At 65.9% G+C, this 24,641-nt stretch carries 9 protein-coding genes; 6 read left to right on the top strand and 3 right to left on the bottom strand.

From position 1 onward, the window contains the following. Positions 1–76 precede the first annotated feature (76 nt). The 6 genes from O3298_RS04565 to O3298_RS04540 all read left to right on the top strand — a co-directional run bounded on the left by O3298_RS04565 (position 77) and on the right by O3298_RS04540 (position 19,206). A complete protein-coding gene (locus O3298_RS04565) occupies positions 77–1,771 on the top strand; it encodes an MFS transporter (protein ID WP_289903745.1) in 1,695 nt (564 codons plus the stop codon). Next, a complete protein-coding gene (locus O3298_RS04560) occupies positions 1,758–2,942 on the top strand; it encodes an HlyD family secretion protein (RefSeq protein WP_305058614.1) in 1,185 nt (394 codons plus the stop codon). Before O3298_RS04565 ends, O3298_RS04560 begins: the two co-directional genes overlap by 14 nt. Then, positions 2,939–4,333, top strand: a complete 1,395-nt coding sequence (locus O3298_RS04555; protein ID WP_305058613.1) for an efflux transporter outer membrane subunit — start codon at positions 2,939–2,941, stop codon at positions 4,331–4,333. The genes O3298_RS04560 and O3298_RS04555 overlap by 4 nt, the downstream gene beginning before the upstream one ends. Before the next feature lie 743 nt (positions 4,334–5,076). Then, on the top strand, positions 5,077–13,839 hold the full coding sequence (locus O3298_RS04550) for an SdrD B-like domain-containing protein (RefSeq protein ID WP_305058612.1): 8,763 nt from the start codon (positions 5,077–5,079) through the stop codon (positions 13,837–13,839). Positions 13,840–13,853: 14 nt separating this feature from the next. Next, positions 13,854–18,299: an OmpA family protein gene (locus tag O3298_RS04545; protein ID WP_305058611.1), complete on the top strand. Its 4,446-nt coding sequence runs from the start codon at positions 13,854–13,856 to the stop codon at positions 18,297–18,299. A gap of 166 nt (positions 18,300–18,465) precedes the next feature. After that, positions 18,466–19,206, top strand: coding sequence for a tetratricopeptide repeat protein (locus tag O3298_RS04540; RefSeq protein ID WP_305058610.1), 741 nt, complete (start codon positions 18,466–18,468; stop codon positions 19,204–19,206). A gap of 22 nt (positions 19,207–19,228) precedes the next feature. Here the strand turns inward: O3298_RS04540 and O3298_RS04535 are convergent, their stop codons facing one another. The 3 genes from O3298_RS04535 to O3298_RS04525 all read right to left on the bottom strand — a co-directional run bounded on the left by O3298_RS04535 (position 19,229) and on the right by O3298_RS04525 (position 24,639). After that, positions 19,229–20,206 carry a hypothetical protein gene (locus O3298_RS04535; RefSeq protein ID WP_305058609.1) on the bottom strand — a complete coding sequence of 326 codons (978 nt, stop codon included), beginning with the start codon at positions 20,204–20,206 and terminating at the stop codon, positions 19,229–19,231. Between the two features lie 131 nt (positions 20,207–20,337). Then, entirely contained in the window at positions 20,338–23,454 is a 3,117-nt protein-coding gene (locus O3298_RS04530; protein WP_305058608.1) for an efflux RND transporter permease subunit, read from the bottom strand. Positions 23,455–23,463: 9 nt separating this feature from the next. Continuing rightward, the gene (locus O3298_RS04525; protein WP_305058607.1) at positions 23,464–24,639 is read right to left on the bottom strand and encodes an efflux RND transporter periplasmic adaptor subunit; all 1,176 of its coding nucleotides are present in this window, start codon (positions 24,637–24,639) and stop codon (positions 23,464–23,466) included. Positions 24,640–24,641 lie beyond the last annotated feature (2 nt).

Genomic DNA, 24,641 nt, shown 5'->3' with positions numbered 1-24,641 from the left:
CTAGAACTGTTCATTTGCAACTATTTATATAACGGCAGCAAGGAACGGCTTCAGCAAACCGGATCGCGATTACCGCATGGACAAGTACACACCTCGCACCTGGGGGCCGGGCGAACGCCCGACCTTGCCCGGGTCGCCATCGATGCCCGAACATTCGACGCCCAAGCGTGTCGCGTACTTCATCGTCGGCCTGATCGTCGCGCTGACGGGGGGACTGGGCAACGGCCTGGTGACGGCCAATCTGCTGAACCTGCAAGGTTCGCTGGCCGCCTATGCCTACCAGATGCAGTGGCTGCCGGCCGCCTACGTGATGACCATCGTGTCCATGAATCTGCTGCTGGTGAAGTTCCGCCAGCAGTTCGGCCTGCGCCTGTTCACGGAAGCGTTCCTGGTGCTGTATGCGCTGGTGACGTTCGCCCACTTGTATGCGAATACCTTGCCGTCGGCGATCGCCGTGCGCGCCGCGCATGGCATGGTGGGCGGCGCGCTGGGCGTGCTGGGCCTGTACTACACCTTGCAGGCGTTTCCCGCGCGGCACCGCCTGAAAGGCGTGGTGCTGGGCCTGGGTTTTGCCCAACTGGCGCTGCCGCTGGCGCGCATCTTCACTTCCGAACTGCTGCAGATCGGCGAATGGCACGGCCTGTACCTGTTCGAACTGGGACTGGCCCTGCTGGCGCTGGGCTGCGTGCTGGCCCTGAAACTGCCGCCCGGCGACAGGGTGCAGACGTTCGAGCCGCTCGATTTCCTCACCTTCATCCTGTTCGCACCCGGCGTGGCCCTGCTGTGCGCCGTGCTGGCGCAGGGGCGCACGGCGTGGTGGATGGAATCGGAATGGGTGGGCGTATGCCTGGCGTGCTCCATCGTGCTGATCGCCGCGTCGCTGGCCATCGAGCATAACCGCGCGCGCCCGCTGCTCAATACGCGCTGGCTCACCACGGGCAAGATCGCCAAGCTGTTCTTGTCCGTGCTGCTGTTTCGCATCGTGCTGTCCGAATCGACGGGGGCCGTGGGCTTCCTGCAGGCGCTGGGCTTGAACACGGACCAGATGCAGAACCTGTTCATCGTGGTGCTGCTGGGCAGCGTGGCGGGCCTGGTGGTCAGCGCGCTGACGATCAATCCGGCCACCCTGAACCGCTCGCTGATGTTCGCGCTGCTGCTGATCGCCGCCGGCGCCCTGATCGACGCCCACGCCACCAGCCAGACGCGCCCCGTCAACATGTATGTCAGCCAGTTCCTGCTGGCCTTTGGCGGCACGTATTTCCTCGGTCCCACCATGGTGGCCGGCATGGGCGCCGTGATCGCCGAACCGCGCAACCTGGTGAGCTTTTCCGTGATGTTTACCATGACGCAGAACCTGGGCGGCTTGCTCGGCTCGGCCATCGTCGGCACCATCCAGACGGCGCGCGAAAAATACCATTCCAGCTACCTGGTCGAGCATCTCACCCTGCTCGACCCGCAGGTGGCCGCGCGCGTGCAGTCCGGCGCCGCGAGCTACGGCGGCGTGCTGACGGACCCTGCCTTGCGCAGCGCACAGGGCGTGGCGCGCCTGGGCGCCATCGCCACGCGCGAAGCCAATGTGCTGGCCTATAACGACGTCTTTTTGATGATCGCCGGCGTCGCCATCGCCACCCTGATCTGGATGCTGGTCAGCCAATCCTGGACCCGCATCACCACCGGCGCGCGTCGCCTGGTCGGCCCCGTGCGCGATGCGCAGACGGCCATGGCCATCGTCCCCATTACCAATTCGGAACCGAGCAATGACAGAAAATAACAATCCACCGCCACCTCCCGCACCTGCATCGGCGGCGCCAGCAGCCGCACCCGCCGCCCCTTCCACGGCGCAGCCGGACCGGCGCCACCAGTGGCTGTCCGCGCTGGCCTTTGCCGCCGTGGCCCTGGTGGGCGTGCTGATCGTGCTGTACGCGTGGCGGCTGCCGCCGTTCACCAGCCCCGTCGTGACGACGGAAAACGCCACCGTGCGGGGGCAGGTGACGATCATCGGCACGCAGCTGTCCGGCTACGTGGTGGAAGTGACGGTGCAGGATTTCATGGACGTGAAGGAAGGCCAGCTGCTGGTGCGCATCGACGACCGCATCTACCAGCAGCGCTACGAGCAGGCGCAGGCCCAGCTGGCGGCGCAGCAGGCGGCGCTGTCGAACTGGGCGCAGCAAAAGGCCAGCGCGCAGGCGGGCATTTCCGTCAGCGAGGCGGCGCTGGCGAATGCGGAAGCGCAGGCGCGCAAGGCCAGCGCCGACCTCAATCGCGTGGAACAATTGGTGGCCGACGGTTCCCTGTCGCAGCGCGAACACGATCAGTCGCGCGCCGCGCAGGCGCAGATGGCGGCCGCGCTGGCGCAGGCGCGGGCCAATCTCGACATCGCCCAGCAAAGCGTGCATTCCGTGGTGGTCAACAAGCAGGCGCTGGAAGCGGCCGTGGCGAACGCGCAGGCGGCCGTCAAGGCGGCGAAGATCGACCTCGATAACACGCGCATCGTTGCCCCTTCCGACGGCCAGCTGGGCCAGGTGACGGTGCGCCAGGGCGCGTACGTGAATTCGGGTGCGCAGCTGATGGCGCTGGTGCCGCGCCAGATGTGGGTCATCGCCAATTTCAAGGAAACGCAGATGAACGGCGTGCAGGAAGGGCAGAGCGCCACCTTCCACGTCGATGCGCTCGACGGCGCCGTGCTGACGGGCCAGGTGGAGCGCATCTCGCCGGCCACCGGTTCCGAGTTTTCCGTGCTGCCGGCCGATAACGCGACGGGCAATTACCTTAAAATCGCCCAGCGCATTCCCGTGCGCATCCGCATCGACGCGGGGCAGGCGAATGCACGCCGGCTCGTGCCCGGCATGTCGGTGGTGGTCAGCGTCGACACGTCCGCCGTGCTGAACGACTCGGCGGACAATCCGGCGCCGCCGCCAGCGCCGAAGAAGGCCAAGCCATGAAGCGCCATGTCCTGCTGATGGCCGGCGCGCTGGCGCTGGCCGGCTGCGCCGCCAACGCGCCCTTGCAGCCGCCATCGGCATTGCAGCTGCCGTCCGGCTGGCGCGCGCCCGCGGCCGATGGTGCGCCTGCTGGCGCGCAGGTGGAGCAGTTGTGGTGGCAGGCATTCGGCGATCCGGTCTTGAGCGACCTGGTGGGCGAGGCGCTGGCGCGCAACGGCGACTTGCGCGTGGCCCGCGCCCGGGTGCAGGAATACCGCGCGCGCCTGGCGCAGGCCGATGCGAACCGCGCGCCCAACCTGGCCTTCGACGGCTCGCCCACGCGCACGCGCACCCTGGCGTCCAGCGGCAAACCGTATGTGACGAATGTCTTCCAGGCCGAACTGCAGGCCAGCTATGAAATCGACGTGTGGGGCCGGCTGGCCAATCTGAGCGATGCTGCGGGCGAGAGTTACCGCGCCGAGCAGGTCAGCCTCGATGCGGCGGCCCTGTCGATCGCCGCCAGCGTGGCGACGAGTTACCTGAATCTGCGGGGGCTCGACGCGCAGCTGGCGCTCACGCAATCGACCCTGCAGCTGCGCGAACAGTCGCGCGAGCTGGCGCGCAAGCAGTTCGAGGTGGGCTACAGCTCGCGGCTGGAATGGCTGCAGGCGCAATCGGAATACCATGCGGCGGCCGAGCAGGTGCCGCAGCTGCAGCGGCAGATCTTTGAACAGGAAAACGCGCTGGCCATCCTCGTCGGCGGCAATCCCGGCCCCATCGCGCGCGGCTTGCCGCTGGCCGAACTGGCGGCGCCGGGCGTGCCGGCCGGCCTGCCGTCCGAATTGCTGCGCCGGCGGCCCGACATCGCGCGCGCGGAACACAACCTGGCGGCCGCCAACGCCAGCCTGGCCGCCACGCGCGACCAGCTGCTGCCCTCGTTCAAGCTGACGGCCGTGGGCGGCGGGCAAGCGACGACGCTCACCGATTTCCTGCATGCGCCCACGGCCCTCTGGCGGCTGACTGCGCTGGCGGCCGGTCCCCTGTTCGACGGCGGGCGCGTGCAGGCGCAGACGGATGCGGCAGGCGCGCAGCGCGACCAGCTCGCGTACACCTATGAAAACGTGGTGCGCAATGCCTTCGCCGAAACGGAGAACAGCCTGGGCGCCATCTACCGCCTCCAGCAGCAGGCCGTGGAAAACGACGCGCGCCGCGCCACGGCGGCGGACACCCTGCGCATCGCGCATAACCGCTACCGCAATGGCTATGCCTCGTACCTGGAAGAGCTGGACGCCCAGCGTACCCTGTACAGCGCCGACGTGGGGCTGCTGCAACTGAAGACGCGCATCCTCGTCGCCTCGGTCGACCTGTACCGGGCCATGGGCGGCGGCTGGGCGGCAACGGCCCGCCCTTAACGCCTGTCCCGGCTGTCCCGGCAGGGGATGGATCCCTCTGCCGGGACAAGCGCCTGCTCCCTCCTGTCGCAGCATCCGGTTTTTTTGCCTGGATGCAGGCGCTTCGGTAACGTCTTGCCGCCCTTTCCCAAAACTCCCCGCGTTTCCCTTGTCCGCGGCGGCGCGCCGCCGATCTTTCTTGTTGTATTTTCACAACTTCATTTTCACGTTGCAGTACATAAAAAATTTCCACATGGAATTCTTTTGTGATTTCTGCCGTGCTGCGCCTGTGATACCAATAAACATTGTCATTTGAATTATTTTTAGTATCACATGGGAAACACTTTTCTTTCTGATATGTACGCTGGAGTACATAGTGGCATATTGAGCGAAATTGGCATCTTTAGCCTTGATTTCTATCATTTCAAGGGCGTGAAGCAAAAAAAACTGTCGTAGTACCAATTTCAAAAAAATAACAAAATAGACACATTTGTTAGCATGAATGCAAGTGCCTTTGAGTGATTTTTTCATTTCCTTGCTTAATCTCAATTGATTAATTTTTTAATATTTTTATTGCTTGTAAAGCATTAAAAAATGCACCAGAATGTCGCAAATATTCAATGTTGTCATAAATTACACATTGAATATTTGTTGACTTTCGTGCCGCCTTGCCATGTCCGCAGGGTGAAAAAGCAGGCCGTTCGCTGTTTTTTCTGGGCCGGAAGTGCCGTTGCAGCACACCGCACAACCCCCTGACGACTGCCATGCCTATGTCCTCCTTTTTGCGCACTATCTTTTCCTGTCTGATCTCCTGCAAGCGGGGAGGGCCGCGCGGTCTCCTGCAGCGCCTGTTATGGCTGATCGCCTGTTTCTGCACCCTTGGCGCGGCGGGAACGGCGTCGGCGGCGACAATCGACTTGTCCGTTTCCGCCTACCTGCAGGCGCCGGACCCCGTGCCGCGCGGCGGCAAGGCCAGCTTTTCGGTGGTGGTGACGAACAATGAGGACCTGGTCGATGCGACGGGCACCGTGCGCCTGGCGGTGGAATTGCCCGCCAATGTGAATTTTGCGTCGAGCACGGCGCCGGCCGGTTGCGCCTTCAATCTGGCAGCCAGTCCGCAATTGCTCACTTGCACGCGCAGCGGACTGGGCAAGACCGCGAACTGGACGGTCAATTTCAGCGGCACGGGCTCGGCGGCGTCTGCCGTGGTGACCAAGGCCAGCGTGTCTTTTGTCAACGTGGACACGGACGGCAACAGCTTCAACAACGATTCGATCAAGACGGTCACCGTCATCAAGGGCGCGGACCTGAGCGTCGCCGCCAGCGGCACGACGGGCTTGAGCGGTTGTCCCGCCGCTTGTACGGCAGCGGCCGGCGCAACGGTGGGCTACCGGGTGGACGTGGCGAATGCCGGTCCGGACAGCGCATCGCAATTCAAGGTCACGTACAACTTGCCGGCCAGCGCGGATTTTACCTACGCGTCAGCGTCTGGCACGGGCTGGGCATGCGCCCGTTCGGGCACCGTGCTGACCTGTACCTACAGCGGCGCGGCCATCGGCGTCGGGCAGCAAGCTCCCCCCATCACGATCGGCGGGCGCATTGTCAAGAGCATCGCCGGCACCATCACCAACGGCGCGTCGGTGGCTTCCAGCGACTTGCAGACCGGCGATCCGGAAGACGGCAACAACGGACCAAGCCAGGTCATCGTCACGGTCAAGCCGGGCACCGACCTCGATGCCCGGCAAACCCTGGTGTCGAACGCCAGCGGCCTGAGCTCGTTCACGCAGGGCGAGGCGGTCAGCCTGAACCTGTGGGCCGTCAATAGCGGCACGCAGGACGCCAGCGGCGTCACCGTGAAGACGACGGTGTCCGGCGATTTCACGATCGGCACCTTGCCGGCCGGCTGCGCCAAGGCTGGCCAGACGATCACCTGCAATGTCGGCGCGCTGGCGCTGGGCGCCACCTCTTCCAAGTTCCTGATTCCGCTGACCGTCGCCACGGGTGCGACGGGCGGCGCGAATGTGGTGGACGTGGCACGCAGCGCCCCGCTCGACGGCTTGAACAATCCCGCCTCGGCCACCTACACCATCGTCGCGCCATTCGCCCACCTGACCCTGAGCAAGAGCAAGTCGCCAGGACTGGTCGCGGCGAATGGCCTGATCACCAATACCATCACGGTCACCAATGCGAGCACCTCCACCAGTGCCGCCAGCGGCACCGTGACCGTGACCGATACCTTGTCGCCGCAAGAAAGCTATGTGAGCGCCAGCGGCGCGGGCTGGACGTGCAGCGCGGCGGGACAGCTGGTGACCTGCACCTACACGATCTCCGGCAGCCTGGCGCGCGGCGCGAAACTGCCTGCCCTGATTCTGACCACGCGCGCGCAAGCGGGTTTTTCCGGCACCTTGAGCAATACCGCCTGTACCGGCATGGCCGCCGGGTCGGCGCACCAGCCGCCGGACAATGCGAGCACGGGCAATTGCGACACCGCCAGCGTCACATCGACGCCGTTGAACGTCGACCTGGCCATCGTCAAGACGGCGTCCCTGGTCAGCTTGCCGGCTGCCTCGAATACCTTCAGCTATACCCTGGTGGTCAGCAATGCTGGCCCGGACAGCGCACCGACCGTCAAGGTGGTCGACGCCTTGCCGCACTGGTACAACGGCAGCGGCGGCACCACGGGCGGCAGCGTCGTGCTGGCCGGCAGCGGCGCAGGCGAAAGCTGCAGCTTTGCGTCGACCATCACGTGCACGCTGCTGAACCTGGGCAATGGCGCGTCGCGCACCATCACCATCACGCTCAATCGCCCGTTGAAGGACGGCGCCTTGCTCAATACCGCTACGGTATCGAGCCCGGATGCCATCGACACCGATGCGGCCAATAACAGCTCCGGCGCCACCGTCACCGTGGTGCCGCAGGCCGACGTCGGCGTCACGGCGATGGCCGGTGCGCCGAACCCCGTGCGCGTCGGCGTGCCGCTGGTGTTCACCACCTCGATCCGCAACAATGGGCCCAGCAGCGCGGCCAATGTGGTGCTGCGCCAGGTCATCGATCCAGCCCGCATGGCGTATGTCGCCGGCTCGGCCAGCATCGCGGGCAGCGCCGCGCAATGCACGCTGGTGCCCGCCTTCAGCGGTGCGCCTTATGCGGGACAGGCCGGCATCGAATGCCGGACCTTTGGACTCGGCGATGGCGAGACGCGCCAGCTGATCTTCTCGGTCATCCCCGTGTTCCCGTACCCGGATGCGCTCGACGCGGCCTATGCCAGCAGCGCCACCATCAGCACGACGACCGACGACAGCAATGCGGCCAACAACAGCAACAGCACCACCGTCACCGTGATCAGCAAGGAGCTGGACCTGAGCGTGTCGGCCGTCGATACGGGCTATGAACAGAGCCCGTTCGGCGATGCGCTGGTGTACAAGGTTACCGTGCAAAACAACGGGCCGTCGCTGGCCACCGGCCTGAAACTGGTCGTCACGCCCGTGCCGCCGCCGCAAAACGGCGCGGCCGTGCCGTATACCATGCTGTGGAATGCCGCCGGTACCACCTTGCCGGCCGGCGCCTCGTGCAGCCAGCCGGGCGGCGCGGGCACGAACCTGGTGTGCTACCTGGCCAGCGTGCCCGGCGATAGCACGCTGTCCAGCGGCGCCAGCCGCGTGTTCGGCCTGAAATTCGATACGGGTCCCGTCAGCAATGCGCCGCTGGGATCGATCACCTACAAGATCAACGCCAGCGTCGAATCGCTGGAAACGGGTGCGGCGCCGTTTGCCGGCGACAAGCTGGCGACGAACAACGTGGTGGAAGAAACCACCACCGTGCTGCCGAAGACCGACCTGATGCTGGTGTCGAAAACCGTTTCGCCCGCATCGCCGTTCAGCATCAACCAGCCCTTTACCTACACCCTGGTGGTGGGGAACCTGGGTCCCGCCCTGGCGGCCAGCACGGTCGTCACCGACGTGCTGCCGGCCGGCTTCGTGCTGACGGGCGCACCGACGGCACGCCTCGGCTCGGGCGCTTCGCTGACCTTGAACAACTGCGTCAGCAGCGGTTCGCCGGTCACCGTGACCTGCACGCTGGGCGTGCTGCCGATTGCATCGGGCGCAGCCGACACGGCCAACCTGGTCTCCATCACCATCCCCGTGAAGGCGCCATACCCGGCCTATGCGGGACCGTTCGCCAGCAATATCACAAATACCGCCAGCATCGTGCCGACGCCGGGCACCTCGCGCGATCCGAACGCCGGCAACAACAGTGCCAGCGTCGACGTGCAGATCGTCAAGTCGAGCATCGCCGGCTCCGTGTATAACGATGCGAACCGCAGCAACGGCATGGATGCCGGTGAGAAGATCACCAGCAGCGTGACGTTCTCGCTGTACGGCCAGGATTTCTGGGGCAACGATATCGGCACGGCGGGCGCGCCGCTGACCCTCAGCACCAGCAGCGGCGACTTCCTGTTCGACCGCCTGCCGCGCTCCGCGGCCGGCGGCTATACCCTCGTCGAGACACAGCCGGCCAGCTACGCCGACCTGTTTGAAGTCGCGGGCACGGCCGGTGGCACGCCGCCGCCGGCCAGCTGCGACAACGGCGCCAACTGTTCCGCCAGCGCGGCGCACAACACCATCGGCCAGATCGTGCTGGCGCCGAATACGGCGGCGACGGGCTACCTGTTCCAGGAATACGCGCATGCTGCCATCAGCGGCTACGTGTACGCCGACAAGAACAACAACGGCTTGCGCGAGGCGGGCGAAAATGGCATCGCCGGCGTGCAGGTGAAGCTCTCCGGCCTGACCTTCTGGGGCGCCGACGTGTGCGTCGCGATGGGCAGCGCGTGCACGGCCACCACCGACGCCAATGGCAAATACAGCTTCACGAATGTCCCGCCTAGCCGTCTGGGAGAATCCTACACGGTGACCGAACTGGCCCAGCCTGCCGGCCATGCGGATGGCAAGGAGCAGAACGGCGCCGGCAATGTCGTGGCGAACAGCGCGGGACGCGCCGCGCCGGAAGGCATCGTCATCGGCAGCATCGAACCGGGCCTGAGCTACACCGAGCGCAATTTCGGCGAACTGGCGCTGGCGTCGATTGCCGGCAGCGTCTACATGGACAGCAACCGCGATGCGGTGCGCCAGGGTGGTGAAAGCACGGGCGTGGCCGGTGTCACGCTGACCCTGAGCGGCAACGACCATCTCGGTCATCCCGTCTGTCCCGGCATTGCCGTGCCGAGCTGCACCTTCCAGACGGGCGCCGATGGCAGTTACCTGATTGCCGGCCTGGCGCCGAGCGACGCTGCCGGCTATGCCGTGACGGTCACGCCGCCGGCCAGCCTGTATCACACGGGTGCGCAGGCAGGCAGCCTCGGTGGCCTGATCGACGGCGCCGTGCGCGTGCCTGGCACGGGCGTGCCGGGTGCGGCGATCCGCACTGCCGGCGCCATCGTACTGCTGCCCGGCGCCACGGCGACGGGCTACCATTTCGGCCAGGCGCCGGGCGCGGCTGGCGGCGTGGCGCAGTCGCTGTCCGGTTACGTGTATATCGATGCGAACCGCAACGGCCGCAAGGATGGGGGCGAGACGGGCATCGCCGGCGTGACGGTCACGCTGTCGGGTACCACGGCGGATGGCTTCGACGTCTGCAGCGTGATCGTGCCTGCCTTGTGCACGCTGCAAACGGCGGCCGACGGCGGCTACAGCTTCACGGGCCTGCCGCAAAGCGACGGCAACGGCTATGCCGTGGCTGAAACCCAGCCTGCCGCCTACCTCGATGGCGCGGAAAGCGTGGGCACGGTCAATGGCGTCGCGACAGGCCGCATCGGCGGCAGTGCGCCCCGTTTCGACCAATTCAACGGCATCGTGCTGCCGAACGGCGGCAGCGCGCGCGATTACAATTTTGGCGAACTGACGGGCAGCATCGCCGGCAAGGTCTACCTCGATGTGGACGGCAATGGCGCGGCCGGCAGCGGCGACACGCCGTTGGCGGGCGTGACCTTGACGCTGACCGGTGGCGCAGGCGGTTCCGTGACGGTGCTGACCGATGCCAACGGCGCCTACCATTTCGACGGCCTGCTCGCCGGTACTTATACCGTGACGCAGACGCAGCCGGTCAATTACGCCGATGCGGGCCAGGCGGCCGGCAATGGCGGCGGCAATGCCAGCGTGGCCAACGTGGTCAGCGCCATCGCGCTGGCGCCGGGCGCGCAATTGACGGGTTACGATTTCGGCGAGAAGACAGGCGCCATCAGCGGCGCCGTCTACGTCGACGCGAACGACAATGGCGTGCGCGATGCGGGTGAAACCGCGGGCATCGCCGGCGTTACCATCACCCTGACCGGCATCGCCCGCGATGGCGTGACCCCGGTCAACCGCACGGCCATCACGGCCGCCGATGGCAGCTACAGCTTGCGCGACCTGCCGCACGCGAATGCGGCCGGCTATACCTTGGTGGAAACGCAGCCGGCCGCCTATCTGGACGGACGCCAGCGCAAGGGCCTGATCGACGGCGCCGCCTCCTGCGCCAATCCGGCCTGCGACATCGGCACGGCCAATACCATCGCGCGCATTCCATTCGATGCGGCGAAGAGCCATACGCGTTTTGACTTCGGCGAACTGCAGGCGGCGAGCATTTCCGGCCGCGTGTACGGCGATGCGAACGACAGTAGCAGCTACGAGAAGGGCGAAGGCTTGCCGGGTGTGAGCCTGACGCTGAGCGGCATCGACAGCCACGGCAAGCCGGTCAATGTCACCGTCGTCACGGACGCCGATGGCAGCTACACCTTCCCTGGCCTGTATCCGTCCGGTCCTGCCGGCTACACGGTCACTGAAACGCAGCCGGCCGGCCTGGGGAATTATCCGGGTGCGACGGGTACCTTTGTCGGCAGCATCAACGGCAAACCGGTCGGTACCGGCGTGGTGGATGTCGTCAGCGGCATCGTCCTGCCGCCGCAGGGCAATGGCAGCGGCTATGATTTCCGCGAACAGGTGTCGTCGTTGCGGGGTTTCGTGTATCGCGACCTGAACGACAACGGCGCCATGGACGCGGGGGAAGCGGGCATCGCCGACATTGACATCACTGTGCGCGGCGCGAACGGCTTGACCCGTACGGTGGTGACGGGAAGCGATGGCAGCTACCGCTTCGACGGCCTGCCTGCCGGTACCTACAGCCTGCTGGAAAGCCAGCCTGCCGTGTATCTCGACGGCCGCGAAACGGCCGGCAGCGCCGGCGGCAAGGTCAACAACGCCAGCTTCGGCGCGGCGCCGGAACACAACACGATCGGCGACATCGTGCTGCCGGTGGCGACGCAGGCGAGCGGCTACCTGTTTGGCGAACGCCATATGCTGGGCAAGCTCGGTGGCGTGGTGTATGCCGACCTGAATAACGACGGCATCCGCAACGATGGCGAGTCAGGCATTGCCGGCGTGACGGTGGTCCTGAGCGGCACGTCCGTCGATGGCAAGCCGGTCAAGCTGAGCGTGCTGACGGGCACCGACGGCAGCTATCTGTTCGACACGGTGCCGGTCAGCGACGCCGCCGGCTACACCCTGACGGAAACGCAGCCGGCCGGCTATGTGGACGGCAAGACGGCGGTGCTGCCAGGATCGGTGGGCACGGCCAACGCCAGCAAGCCTGTCGGCGTGGGCAACAAGGATACGATCACCGGCATCAGGCTGGCGGCGGGCGACGACATGCGCGGCTATCTGTTCGGCGAGAAGGGCATCCCGCAATTGAAGCCGCCCATCATCAACGGCTACGTATGGCTGAACCGCGACGGCAGCCGTGTGCGTCCGCTCGACGGCAGCCAGGCTGGCGTGGCTGGCTGGACGGCCGAGCTGCACCAGGAAGGCAAATTGATCTGCCGCGCCATCACGGACGAGAAGGGCTTCTACCAGTTCGACAACCTGCATTGCCCCGGCTACGAGGCGAGCGGCTTGCCGACGGGTTCCGGCTATGCGATCACCTTCCTCAAGGATGGCAACAACATGCCGAACGTGCCCGTGTCGACGGGGGGCGAAGGCGTGGTGGTGCCGGGCGGTAGCCGCATCACCAACCTGACCTTGCGCGACGGCGACCGTGTCGTCGAGCAGAATCTGCCGCTCGATCCGGCCGGCGTGGTGTACGACTCCGTGACGCGCAAGCCGGTGGCTGGCGCCGTCGTGTCGATCAGCGGTCCTGCCGGTTTTGACAGCGCCACGCACCTGGTCGGTGGTGTTGCTGAGCAGACGCAAATCGTGGGCAGCGACGGCATGTACCAGTTCCTGCTGCAGAACGGTTTCCCCAACGGCGTGTATACGCTGAGCGTGGTGGCGCCGGCGAATTACCTGCTGGCGCCGTCCGGCAGCCTGCCGGCCTGCAAGGGACCGCTGACGGTGGGCCTGGTGCCGGATCCGGCCTTTATCCAGGCCAGCGAGCTGGCGCCGGCATTGTCGACGAAGATGGAACTTGATCCGAACAACTGCACGGGACTGATCGCCGGAGGCGCCAGGACCACGCAGTATTACCTGAGCTTTGTCATCACGAATGGCGGTTCGGCACCGATCCTGAACAACCATATCCCGCTCGACCCGCTGGGCAGCGACAGCATCATGGTGACGAAGGCGACGCCGATGCTGAACGTCACGCGCGGCGACCTGGTGCCGTACACGATCACGGCCAGCAATCCGCAGGCGGCGACCCTGGGCGCGATGGAGGTGCGCGACCTGATACCGGCCGGCTTCAAGTACCGCGTCGGCAGCGCGACCCGCAATGGCGTGCCGGCGGAACCGATCGTCGATGGCCGCAGCTTGCGCTGGAAGGAAAGCGGTTTCGCGCCGAAGGAGAAGAAGACCTACAAGCTGATGCTGATGGTGGGCAGCGGCGTTGGCGATGGCGAATACGTCAACCAGGCCTGGGCAGCGACGGGCGAGACGCGTATTTCCAACCTGGCTACCGCCACGGTGCGCGTGGTGCCGGATGCCACTTTCGATTGTCCCGACATCATCGGCAAGGTGTTCGACGACCGGAACGCGAATGGCTACCAGGATGACGGCGAGGCGGGCATTGCCGGCGTGCGCATGGCGACGGCGCGCGGCTTGCTGGTGACGACGGATGCGGAAGGACGCTTCCACGTGGCTTGTCCGGCGATTCCGAATGCGGACCGCGGCTCGAACTTCGTCATGAAGCTCGATGACCGCACCCTGCCGAGCGGCTACCGCGTCACGACGGAAAATCCGCGCGATGTGCGCCTGACCCGAGGCAAGGTGGTCAAGCTGAACTTCGGCGCCACCATCCACCGTGTCGTGCGTCTTGAGCTGAGCGACGCCGCATTCGTCGCGGGCGAAACGACCTTGCAGCCGGAATGGGCCGGACGCATCGAAGGACTGGTGGCCAGCCTGCGCGCCAAGCCATCGGTACTGCGCATCGCGTATGCCGCTGGCGGCGATGCCGCGCTGGCGCAGCGCCGCAGCAAGGCGATCGAAAGCGAGATGCAGGCGCGCTGGCAGGCACTGCAAAACGAATATCCCCTCGTCATCGAGATCGAGGGCGCACAATGAAACCGAAAATGACCATGAACGTTAGCAATCAAGGCACCTTCAAAGCGGCGGCCAGGCCGGCCCCCAAGCGGCTCGTGTATTTGCTCGGCAGCATAGGCTTTGTCTGTCTGGGCGCGCATGCGCAAACGGCAAACGAGCACGCGCTGCGGGGAAAAATGCTGGACCGGAGCCACAGCATGGGGGCGCAGCAGCCCTCGAGCGGCGAGCAGGAGTCGCCCGCTTTCAGCGGCCTGGCGCCGTCTGGCCTGAGCCGCGCCGAGCGCCGCGTGATCCTGGAAGCGGTGCCGCCGGCCACGCCGGCGCAGCAGAGCGTGACTTTCGACGATCTGCTGTCGGGCACCAATTTCGAGTCCGGCCGCGATGTGCTGCTGCCGGCCGCCACGGCCCGGCTTGACGCGCTTGCCGCACGTTTGCGCGACAAGCAGAAGGTGCGCGTGCAGGTGATCGGGCATACGGACAACCAGCGCATCGCCGCCTGGTTGAAGCCGACTTTCCCGACCAACCAGCATCTGTCGGAGGCGCGCGCGCTGGCCGTCACGGCCTATCTGATGCGCGCGCTGGACTTGCCGGCGTCGGCCTTCTCCGCCAGCGGCAAGGGCGAGAGCGAAGCGATCACGTCGAACGCCACGCCGCAAGGCATGGCGCAGAACCGCCGCACGGAAATCCGTGCCTGGTACGAGGAAGCCGTCGAACTGCCGGCTGTCGCCGCCGCACCGCCGAAGCGCATCGAGACGGTGGTGCAGGTCGACGATTGCGCCGTCGCCAGCCAGCTGGCCAACCGCGATGCAGCCTTCTCCATCAGCATAGACGGCGTGGTGCAGGACACCGATACGCCGCAGCAGGAGGCGGACCGCCAGCGCTGCGTCGACGTGGCGCTGGAGCGTTCCGACATCCAGGTCAAGTACGACCCCTTGAATGTGGCGCCGGCCTTGAATGTCTGGCTGGCGGCGCCTTATGCGCAGCGCCAGGCGCCTGTGCGTTTTGGCACGTACACCAATTACGCATTTTTCCAGCAGCGCGCCGAGATCCGCATCTTCGCCAAGGGACAGAGCACGCAGGAGCAGCCATTTGCGATTGTGCCCGCGACGATGGGCGAAGCGACGGCCTGGCAGGCGCCGGCCGATGCGCCGGAGCAGATCGGCTACCTGCTGCGCGTCTACGACGCAGGCGGCAAGTTCGACGAGACGCGTTTGCAGCCACTGCGCCTGCTCGATGCGGCGCCGCCCGAAGCGCCGGGCAAGAAGGCCGGCGGCGATGCCTTGGCCGGTTGGGGCGAGTCGAGCCTGATCTTGCGCAATATCGATGCATCGGGCGGTAGCGTCACCATCAGCGGCGAGAAGATCAAGCCTGGCCAGCAGGTGACGGCGCTGGGCATGGTCGTGCCGGTTGACGTCAGCGGCAAGTTCGCCATGCGCCAGATCATGCGTCCTGGACCGCATACGGTGGAAGTGGCCGTGAAGGATGGCAGCGGGGCCGGCATGACCTTCCGCCGCAACCTGAATATCGCCGACAGCGACTGGTTTTATGTGGCGCTGGCCGACCTGACCATTGGCCGCGACCGCACCAAGGGACCGGCGGAACTGGTCACGGGCGACACGCAGCACTACCGGAACGAGACCTGGGCCGACGGCCGCGGCGCGTTTTACTTGAAGGGCAAGATCAAGGGCGACTACCTGCTGACGGCCAGCGCCGACACGCGCGAGCAGCCCCTGCGCGACCTGTTCCACAATTTCCAGAGCAAGGACCCGAACTACCTGCTGCGCCGCATCGATCCGGACAAATACTATCCCGTGTACGGCGACGACAGCACCACCGTCGACGATGCGCCTACCCAGGGGCGCTTTTACGTGCGCCTGGAAAAAGGCGATTCGTCCGTCATGTGGGGGAATTTCCAGACCACCTGGAGCGGCTCGGAACTGGCCCAGTACAGCCGCGGCCTGTATGGCGCCAACCTGTTGTGGAATGGCGCCGCCAGCACCAGCCATGGCGAAAAGGCCAGCACGGTCAACGCCTTTGCCGCTTCGCCGGGCACCTTGCAGTCGCGCGAGGAATTTCGCGGCACGGGCGGTTCGCAATACTATCTGCGCCACCTGGACCTGACGCAAGGTTCGGAACGCCTGTGGGTGGAAGTGCGCGACAAGGATTCGGGCCTGGTGATCGAGCGCATCCAGCTGACGCCTTCGCAGGATTATGAAATCAACTACCTGCAGGGACGCCTGACCCTGCGCTCGCCGCTGTCCTCCGTGGCCGATGGCGGCGCGCTGGTGCAAAGCGCCAGCTTGAGCGGCAATCCCGTGTACCTGGTGGCGACGTATGAGTATGTGCCGGGCCTGAGCGCCATTTCCGGCACCTCGGTGGGCGTGCGCGCCAGCCACTGGTTCAACGACCATGTGCGCATCGGGGCCAGCAATTATCACCAGGGCGAACAAGGTTCGGACCAGACCCTCAAGGAGCTGGACCTGACCTTGCGCTACAAGCCGGGTACCTGGATCAAGGCCGAGGCAGCCCGTTCCAGCGGCGACGCCAGCAGCGTGCTCAGTTCATCGAGCGGCGGCTTCGATTTCAACCAGACGACGGCGGGCGGCCGCCCCGCCAACGCGAAGCGCTTCGACGGCGCGCTGGACCTGGCCGACCTGGGCGGCGCGGCGCGCGGCCGCATCGCCGCCTATTGGCAGGACCGCGAAGCCGGTTATGCGGGACCGGGCATGCAGACCCTGAACGGCGAGGCCGTGCGGCAAACGGGCCTGGCGGCGACCTTGCCGCTGGGCGAGCGCACGGAAGTGTCTCTGAAGGCGGATGACCGCACGGCCACCAGCCAGGATGCACGCGCCGTGGAAGCGGCGCTGCGCCACAAGCTCGATGCGGAGTGGGGCGTGTCGGCAGGCCTGCGGCACGACCGCCGCGACAATGCGGCTGGCAGGGACAATGCCAGCGCCATCCTGAGCCAGGATGGCGGGCGCAGCGACGCCGTGCTGCGCGTCGACTATCGGCCATTGCAGGAGGGCCAGCAAGCCCGGGATGGCGCGCTGGAAAAGACGCCGGCGTCGAACGCCGTGCCGCAGCAGGGGCTGGAAGGCGGCATCACGGGCCAGCTGGTGACGCAGGGCCGCGAGGCGGGCATGGCTGGCGGTCCGCAGTACGGCCCCGACACCACGCTCGCTTCCGGCGTGGCCTCGGCGCGCGTGGCAGGATTGCTGTACGCGCCGTGGGATATGTACGGCTTCGTGCAGCATACCTTGTCGCGCAGCGGCAACCGCGCCCTGAATGACCGCGCGGGACTGGGTGGCACTTACCAGGTGAGCGAACGCCTGCGCCTGGGGGCGGAAGCGTCGGGCGGCAGCGGCGGCGTGGGCGGCCAGCTGTTCGGCAACATGCAGATGGATGAACGCAGCAGCGTTTACCTGAACTACCGCATGGAGACGGAAACGCCGGATGTGAACTACAGCGGCCGCCAGTCCACGCTGACGGCGGGCAGCCGCTACCGCCTGAACGACAAGGCGGGCCTGTTTGCGGAAAGCCGCTGGGGCAATGGCGCGGGGCCGCAAAGCCTGACGCACGCGTTCGGCGTGGACCTGGCGCCTACCGAACGCTGGACCACGGGCATCAAGTTCGAGACGGGCACGCTGTCGAATCCCCTGTCGGGCGACTTGAAGCGCGACGCCATCGGCCTGACGGCGGCATATGCCTACGAGCGGATGAAGTTTTCCAGTGCGCTGGAGTTCCGCACGGACCGCACGAAGTCGCTGGGGACGGTCGATGGCAGTTGCGCCACCGTGCCGGCTGACGGCGGCTGCACCACGGACGCGAACAGCGAACACCGCAAGGTGTGGCTGACGCGTAATGCGCTGAGCTACCAGCTGGACCGCGATTGGCGCCTGCTGGGCAAGTTCAACCTGTCGCGCAGCAGTTCCACGCGGGGTGCCTTCTACGATGGCGACTACACGGAAGTGGTGACGGGAGCGGCCTATCGCCCGGTCGACAACGACCGCTGGAATACCCTGTTCAAGTACACGTACTTTTATAACCTGCCATCGCCAGGCCAGGTCGACGGCGTCACAGGCGGGGTGCTCGACTACACGCAGAAAAGTCATATCCTGAATGTCGATACGACGTATGACGTGCGGCCATGGCTGTCGTTGGGCGGGAAATTCGGCGTGCGCACGGGCCAGTTGCGCGCGTCGAAGACGCAAGGCGAGTGGTTTTCCAGCCGCGCGGAATTGCTGGTGCTGCGCGCCGACTTCCATATCGTCAAGGAGTGGGATGCCCTGATCGAGGGACGCAGGCTGAAGGCGCGCGAGGCGGGCGATGCGCGTGCCGGCGCCCTGGTCGGCGTCTACCGGCATGTGGCGAAGCACGCCAAGATCGGCATCGGCTACAACTTCACGACCTTCTCGGACGATTTGACGGATTTGTCGTATCGCAGCCGGGGCTGGTTCCTGAACGCTATCAGCACGTTCTGACGCCCATAGGCGCGCCAGGAAAGCAGGACGGTCTCGCGGCTGTCCTGTTTTTTTTTCGCCGTTCGCGTGTCTCCCCAGCGGGCTTGCCGCGGCGGCCGGTGTAATATTGAGCCAGGGAAAGCGGCGGCATGGTGCCAGCGGCTCCCGTCACGAACGAGGTTGTAACATGACGATTTTTGGCATAGGCATCCACATCCTGATCGCGCTGTTTTTTGCGATTCACGTGGTGCGCAACGGGCAGCAGCTGTACTGGCTGCTCATTTTATTCATGTTTCCGCTGCTGGGCAGCGTGGTGTATTTCTTCGCCATCTACCTGCCCAATTCGCGCCTGCCGCAAGGCGCGCGCAAGGTAGCTTCGGTGGCCGTGCAAGTGCTCGATCCGAATCGCGAACTGCGCGAGGCGAAAGCCGCTTTCGAGTACACGCCGACGGCGCAGAACCAGATGCGCCTGGCCAGCGCGCAGCTGGAAGCAGGCGATGCGCAGGAAGCTGCATCGACGTATGAAGCCTGCCTGCAGGGAGCGTTTTCCTCGGATCTGGAAATTCGCCTGGGCGCGGCACGCGCCTACCTGGAATGCGGGCGCGGCGCCGAGGCCTTGACGCACCTGGAGTTCATCCGCCGCACGGATATCCATTTCCGTCCCGAGATGGTGTCCCTGCTGACGGCGCGCGCGCTGGCGCAAAGCGGGCGCCAGCGGGAGGCGAAGGCGGAATTCGACGATGCGCTGGCGCGCTACAACAGCTTCGAGTGCCGCGCCGAATGCGCGATCTGGGCGCTGCAGCAAGGCGACAAGGTATTGTCGGAACGCCTGCTGCTCGATATCGACAGCGCCATGGCCCGCTGGAGCAGCCATACGCGTGCCATGTATGCGCCGCTGCTGGTGCGCCTGGAGGCGGCGCGCCGCTGATTTTTTACCACCGGTGCCTGGCTCAGACGCCAGGCACCGTGTTCTTGCCCTCGATCAGTTTGTATCCCTTGCCATCGAAGCCATAGCGCGCGTGGCCGTTCAATGGCGTGGCGATGCGCGGTGGGTCTACGTCCGGCTTGACCGTGACGCCGGGCTTGATCTTCTCGGACGCGCCCTTGAAGTCGATCAGCAAGTCATCGTAGGCACCGCCATTGCGCGCCGCCGCAAAGCGCCAGCTGCCTGCCACCATCCAGCATTCATCCATGTCCGGTGTACAGGCGCCCATATTGTCCGAGTACAGGTCGATGCCGCCATCGAGCGCCGTCACTTTGCCGTCGCCGATTTCAAACAGGGCAAGTTGCGTGATGGTGTAGCCCTGGCCCGTATAGCCATGGCGGATCGCCAGTCCCGGCTTGTTCGCACCCAGCATGACCCAGTGCACTTCGCCCAGCTGTCCCGATGAACCCAGGGCGGCGATGTTTTCCAGCCGTTTCACGACTTGCCATTGGCCGTCTTCCGGCTGGCCCTTGGGCGCCAGGAAAAACACGTTCAACAGTCCCGACGAGGCGTGCGCCGATTCCGCCGTGCCTTCCGTGTTGGCCGTTTCCGCATTCGCCACCAGGATGGCGCGGCCATCGGGCAGCAGCTTGTGGCTGACGGCACTGACGACGTAACTGAGTTTGTCGACGTGGTTGTCCGGATCGGACAGGTCGGCCAGCGCATCGTCGCTGTCGCTGCGATAGTCCTTGCCGAAGACGGCGCGCATCATGCCCACTTCGAGCTCGCGCGCTTGCGGCGTGTTCATCGCCTCCGTCCTGGGCGCGGTGGCGGCCGGTGGCGGCACGTGTTCGGCCGATGCCGTGTCGGCTGCTTCAGCGGCTGCGGGGACATCGCTTGCCACGTCAGCTGCCACGTCGGCGCTGGCGGGGGCGGTCTTGTCCGAGCAGGCGCCGAGCAGTGCGGATACCAGTAGCAGGACGAGCGGGGTGCGGTAATTCATAGGCAGGGCAGATTGCGTTCATGGAGAATGGGCGCAGTATGCCAGATAGATGGAAGCGAGGGAGCGCGGCCTGGCGGCCGGTCCTTCGCTTCCTTGCCCGCAGGGGGCGATTTTGCAAACGGTGGCGGCGCTTATTTTTCCAGCGCCACCTTGTCATCGCGCCGCAGCGGCGCCTTTTGGCGGCGCAGTCTGGCCATGCCGCGCTTGAGCAGGTGCTCCAGGTCGTCGATATAGGTGAACACGGCCGGCACCACCAGCAGGCTCAATAAAGTCGACGTGATCAGGCCGCCGATGACGGTAATGGCCATCGGCGAACGGAAGCTGGGGTCGGCGCCCCAGCCCAGCGCCAGCGGCATCATGCCGGCACCCATGGCGATCGTCGTCATCAAAATGGGCCGGCTGCGCTTGTGGCAAGCGTCGACCAGCGCATCGAAGCGGTTCATGCCAGCCTGGCGCGCCAGGATCGCATAGTCGACCAGCAGGATCGAGTTCTTGGTGACGATCCCCATCAGCATGATCAGGCCGATCATCGACGGCATCGACAGGGCGCTGCCTGTGATCAGCAGGGCCACGAAGGCGCCGCCGATCGACAGCGGCAGCGCCGCCAGGATGGTCACCGGCTGCATGAAGTCCTTGAACAGCAGCACCAGCACGCAGTAGATGCACAGCACGCCGATCAGCATGGCCAGGCCGAAGCTGGCGAACAGCGAGGCCATTTCCTGCGCGTCGCCCAGTTCGGCGATCTTCACGGACGGCGGCAGATTCTTCATCGACGACAGCGCACGCGCTTCTTCGTTCAGTTCGCCCAGGGTGCGCGAACCGAGTTCTACGTCGAGGGTCACGTTGCGGCTGCGGTTCAAGCGGTCGATCTGCGCCGGGCCGCTTTCCATCGTCACGGTGGCCACGTTCGCCAGGCGCACGGGACCATTTTTGCCGGGCACGGTCAGGCGTTCGATGGCGGCCAGGTCGGCGCGCACGCTGTTGGGCAGCTTGACGCGAATCGGCACCTGCCGCTCGGGCAGGTTCATTTTCGTCAGGTCCGTATCGTAGTCGCCGGCCGTGGCCACGCGCACGGTCTCGCCGATGGCTGCCGCCGTCACGCCCAGGTCGGCCGCCTTGGCAAAATCAGGGCGCACGATGATTTCCGGGCGCACCAGCGAAGCGCTGGAATTGACGTTGCCGATGCCTTTCAGGCCGCGCAGCTCGCGCTCGACCTTTTGTGCCGCCGCCATCAGCGCCACGGGGTCTTCCGAGCGCAGCACCAGCTGCATCTTGACGCCCGTGTCGGGCGGCCCCACCGTGAAGCGCGCGCCGGGTATCGTATCGAGCTTGTGGCGCAGCTGCGTTTCCAGGCCCGCCATCGATTCCTTGCGCTCCGTGCGGTGCACGGTGGTTAGGGTCAGCACGGCGCGGCGTGCCTCGGCAGCCGCGCCGGGAGCGAAGGCGTCGCCGCTGGAGCCGCCGCCAATCGAACTGAAGACGCCCTGGATGCCTGGCGTACGCATGGCCGCATCGCGCGCCAGGGCCGCCACGGCTTGCGTTTCGCCCAGGGTGGAGCCGGGAGGCAGTTCCAGGTTGATCTGCGTCTGCGCGCGGTCGGCGGCCGGCACGAAGCCCGTCGGCAGCAGCGGCACGAGCGCGATGGCACCGATAAAGAACAGGGCCGCAGCGATGGCCGTGGTGCCGCGGTGGTTCAGGCACCAGCGCATGACTTTCAGGTAGCGCGTCATTAGCCAGCCATCCTGTTCTTCCTTGTGCGGCAGCGGTTTCAGGATGTAGGCGGCCATCATCGGCGTGAGCAGGCGCGCGACCACCAGCGAGGCCAGTACGGCCAGCACGGCCGTCCAGCCGAACTGTTTGAAGAACAGGCCGGGAATGCCGCTCATGAAGGCCGTTGGCAGGAACACGGCTACCAGCGCGAAGGTGGTGGCGATCACCGCCATGCCGATTTCGTCGGCCGCTTCCATGGCCGCTTCCATGGGCGACTTGCCCATGCGCAGATGGCGCTCGATGTTTTCGATTTCCACGATGGCGTCGTCGACCAGCACGCCGACGACCAGCGCCAGCGACAGCAGGGTGACGGTGTTGAGCGTGTAACCGAACCAGTAGATGCCGAGGAAGGCTGGCATCACGGACAGGGGCAGGGCGGCGGCGGCCACCAAGGTGGCGCGCCAGTCGCGCAGGAACCACCACACCACCAGCACGGCCAGCAGCGCGCCTTCGTACAGCAGCTCCATCGAGCCGTCGAAGTTTTCCTCGACGGGGAAGGCATTGTCGATCGACTGCTGCAGCACGACATTCGGGTTTTCCTTCTGCAGGTCGGCGATGGCGTCGCGCGCGCCCTTGGCGACGGCCACTTCGCTGGCGCCCTTGGTGCGGAACACTTCAAAGGCGACGACGGTCTTGCCATCCTGCTCGGCCAGCGCGCGCGGTTCGGCGACCGTGTCGCGCACGGTGGCCACCTGGTCCAGGCGCACGTGGCGCCCGTCCGGCAGCGGCACTTCCACGCGCGACAGTTCATCGGCCGTTTTCACGGTGGCGATGGTGCGCACCGACTGCTCGGCGCCGCTGATGTCGCCCCGGCCGCCGGGCGCTTCGCGCTGCACCAGGCGCAGCTGGCGCGAGACATCGAGGGCCGACACTTTCAAGGCGGCCATGCGCGCCTCGTCGAGTTCCACCTGGATCTCGCGGTAGACGCCGCCCACGCGGGTGACGGCGCCCACGCCGGGCACGGTCAGGAGGCGCTTGGCCACCGTGTTGTCGACGAACCAGGACAGGTCAGGCGCGTCGAGCGGGTTGTCGACGCCCGGCTTTGCCGTGGCGATAAAGGTCAGCACCACGCGCCCTGCCGTGGACGCCTTGGTGACGGTGGGGTCGCGCAGCTCGGCCGGCATGTCCGCCTTGACCCGCGCGACGGCGTCGCGCACATCGTTGACGGCTTCGGCGATCTGCTTTTCCAGGATGAATTCGACGGTCACCGTGACGACGCCGTCGAGCACCTTGGTGTAGATGTTTTTCACGCCTTGCAGGGTGGCGACGGAGTCTTCGATCTTGCGCGCCACTTCCGTTTCCAGCTGCGCCGGCGCGGCGCCGGGCAGCACCGCGCTGACGGTGACTATGGGCAGTTCGATGTCGGGGAAATCCTGCACCGGATTGGCCTTGTAGGCCAGCAAGCCGGCCAGGGTCAGCAGCACGAACAGCATGATGGCCGGGATCGGATTCTTGATCGAGAGGGAGGAAAAATTCATGGTTTTTCCTTACTTTTTCGCTGCGGCCGGCTTGGCAGCCGCTGCGACCGGGGTTGCCACCGGATTTTGAACATTCCGCACCAGGTCACCGTCATTGAGGAAGCCGGCGCCGCTGACGACGATGGTGGTGTCGGCCGTGATGCCGCCTAAAATCTCGATGCGGTCGCTCAGGCGCCGTCCGGCCTGCACCTTGATCTGGCTGACCCGCTGGTCGGCATTCAGGCGGAAGACATAACTGAAGCCATCGCGCACGGCAATCGCCTGCTGCGGCACCGTCAGCGCACCCGAGGTACCCAGTTCGAATTCGCCGCTGGCGTACATGCCGGCCTTGAACGGCGCATTGTTGCCGGTGCTGGCCGGAAGGTCGACGTATACGAGGGCGGAACGCGTCTGCGGATCGACGGTAGGGGCGATCATGCGCACCTTGCCCGTCAAGACGCTGCCGTTGGCCGCCTTGACTTGCGCCAGGGTACCCGCTTTCAGGCTCATGAGCTCGGTGGCCGTCACTTCGGCGCGCCATTCGAGGCGCCCCTGGCGGATCATGCGGAACAGTTCCGTGCCGGCGCCCACGACGGAGCCGACGGTGGCCGAGCGCGCAGAGATGATGCCGCTGTCGGGCGCCACCACCTGCGTGTATTTCAGGCGCAGCTGTTGCGACGCCAGCTGCGCCTTGGCGGACGCGATGCGCGCGTTGGCCGTCTGTTCGGCCGTCAGGTACTGGCTGATCTGCTGCGCGCTGATGGCGCCCGTGCTTTGCAGCGAACGGGCGCGCTGCGCGTTGGCGGCGGCTTCCGCGGCATTCGCTTCCGCTTCCAGCACGGCGGCCTTCGCCTGCGCCACGTCGGCATTGACCGTGTCATTCGAGAACACGGCCAGCACCTGGCCGGCGCGCACCACGTCGCCGACATTCACGCGCACATCCGTCAGGCGCAAGCCGTTCGATTCGCTGCCGATGACGGCTTCCTGCCAGGCGGCCACGTTGCCGTTGGCCTTCAGCTTGATGGGCAGGCTGGCCGTCTGCGGCTTGGCCGTGGTGACGGTGAGCGCCGGTTTTTGCGCCGCGTTCTTATCCTTGGCGTCGTCGGCCGCCGTGGAGGACGGGGAATACAGGGTAACGCCGGCACCCAGCACAACGCAGAGGGCGGCAAGGGCGAGAGCCATCGGTTTCAAGGTCATTTTTTTCATGT

The sequence above is a fragment of the Janthinobacterium sp. SUN137 genome (assembly GCF_030587265.1).
Classification (GTDB): domain Bacteria; phylum Pseudomonadota; class Gammaproteobacteria; order Burkholderiales; family Burkholderiaceae_D; genus Janthinobacterium; species Janthinobacterium kumbetense.
The sequence above is the reverse complement of the archived record's forward strand: the minus strand, read 5'-3'. Positions and strand labels throughout refer to the sequence as shown.

Coding starts and splice junctions, on each gene's coding strand:
- O3298_RS04530 (WP_305058608.1), bottom strand. CDS start 23,454: ATGAATTTTTCCTCCCTCTCGATCAAGAATCCGATCCCGGCCATCATG.
- O3298_RS04550 (WP_305058612.1), top strand. CDS start 5,077: ATGCCTATGTCCTCCTTTTTGCGCACTATCTTTTCCTGTCTGATCTCC.
- O3298_RS04525 (WP_305058607.1), bottom strand. CDS start 24,639: ATGAAAAAAATGACCTTGAAACCGATGGCTCTCGCCCTTGCCGCCCTC.
- O3298_RS04565 (WP_289903745.1), top strand. CDS start 77: ATGGACAAGTACACACCTCGCACCTGGGGGCCGGGCGAACGCCCGACC.
- O3298_RS04555 (WP_305058613.1), top strand. CDS start 2,939: ATGAAGCGCCATGTCCTGCTGATGGCCGGCGCGCTGGCGCTGGCCGGC.
- O3298_RS04535 (WP_305058609.1), bottom strand. CDS start 20,206: ATGAATTACCGCACCCCGCTCGTCCTGCTACTGGTATCCGCACTGCTC.
- O3298_RS04560 (WP_305058614.1), top strand. CDS start 1,758: ATGACAGAAAATAACAATCCACCGCCACCTCCCGCACCTGCATCGGCG.
- O3298_RS04540 (WP_305058610.1), top strand. CDS start 18,466: ATGACGATTTTTGGCATAGGCATCCACATCCTGATCGCGCTGTTTTTT.
- O3298_RS04545 (WP_305058611.1), top strand. CDS start 13,854: ATGAACGTTAGCAATCAAGGCACCTTCAAAGCGGCGGCCAGGCCGGCC.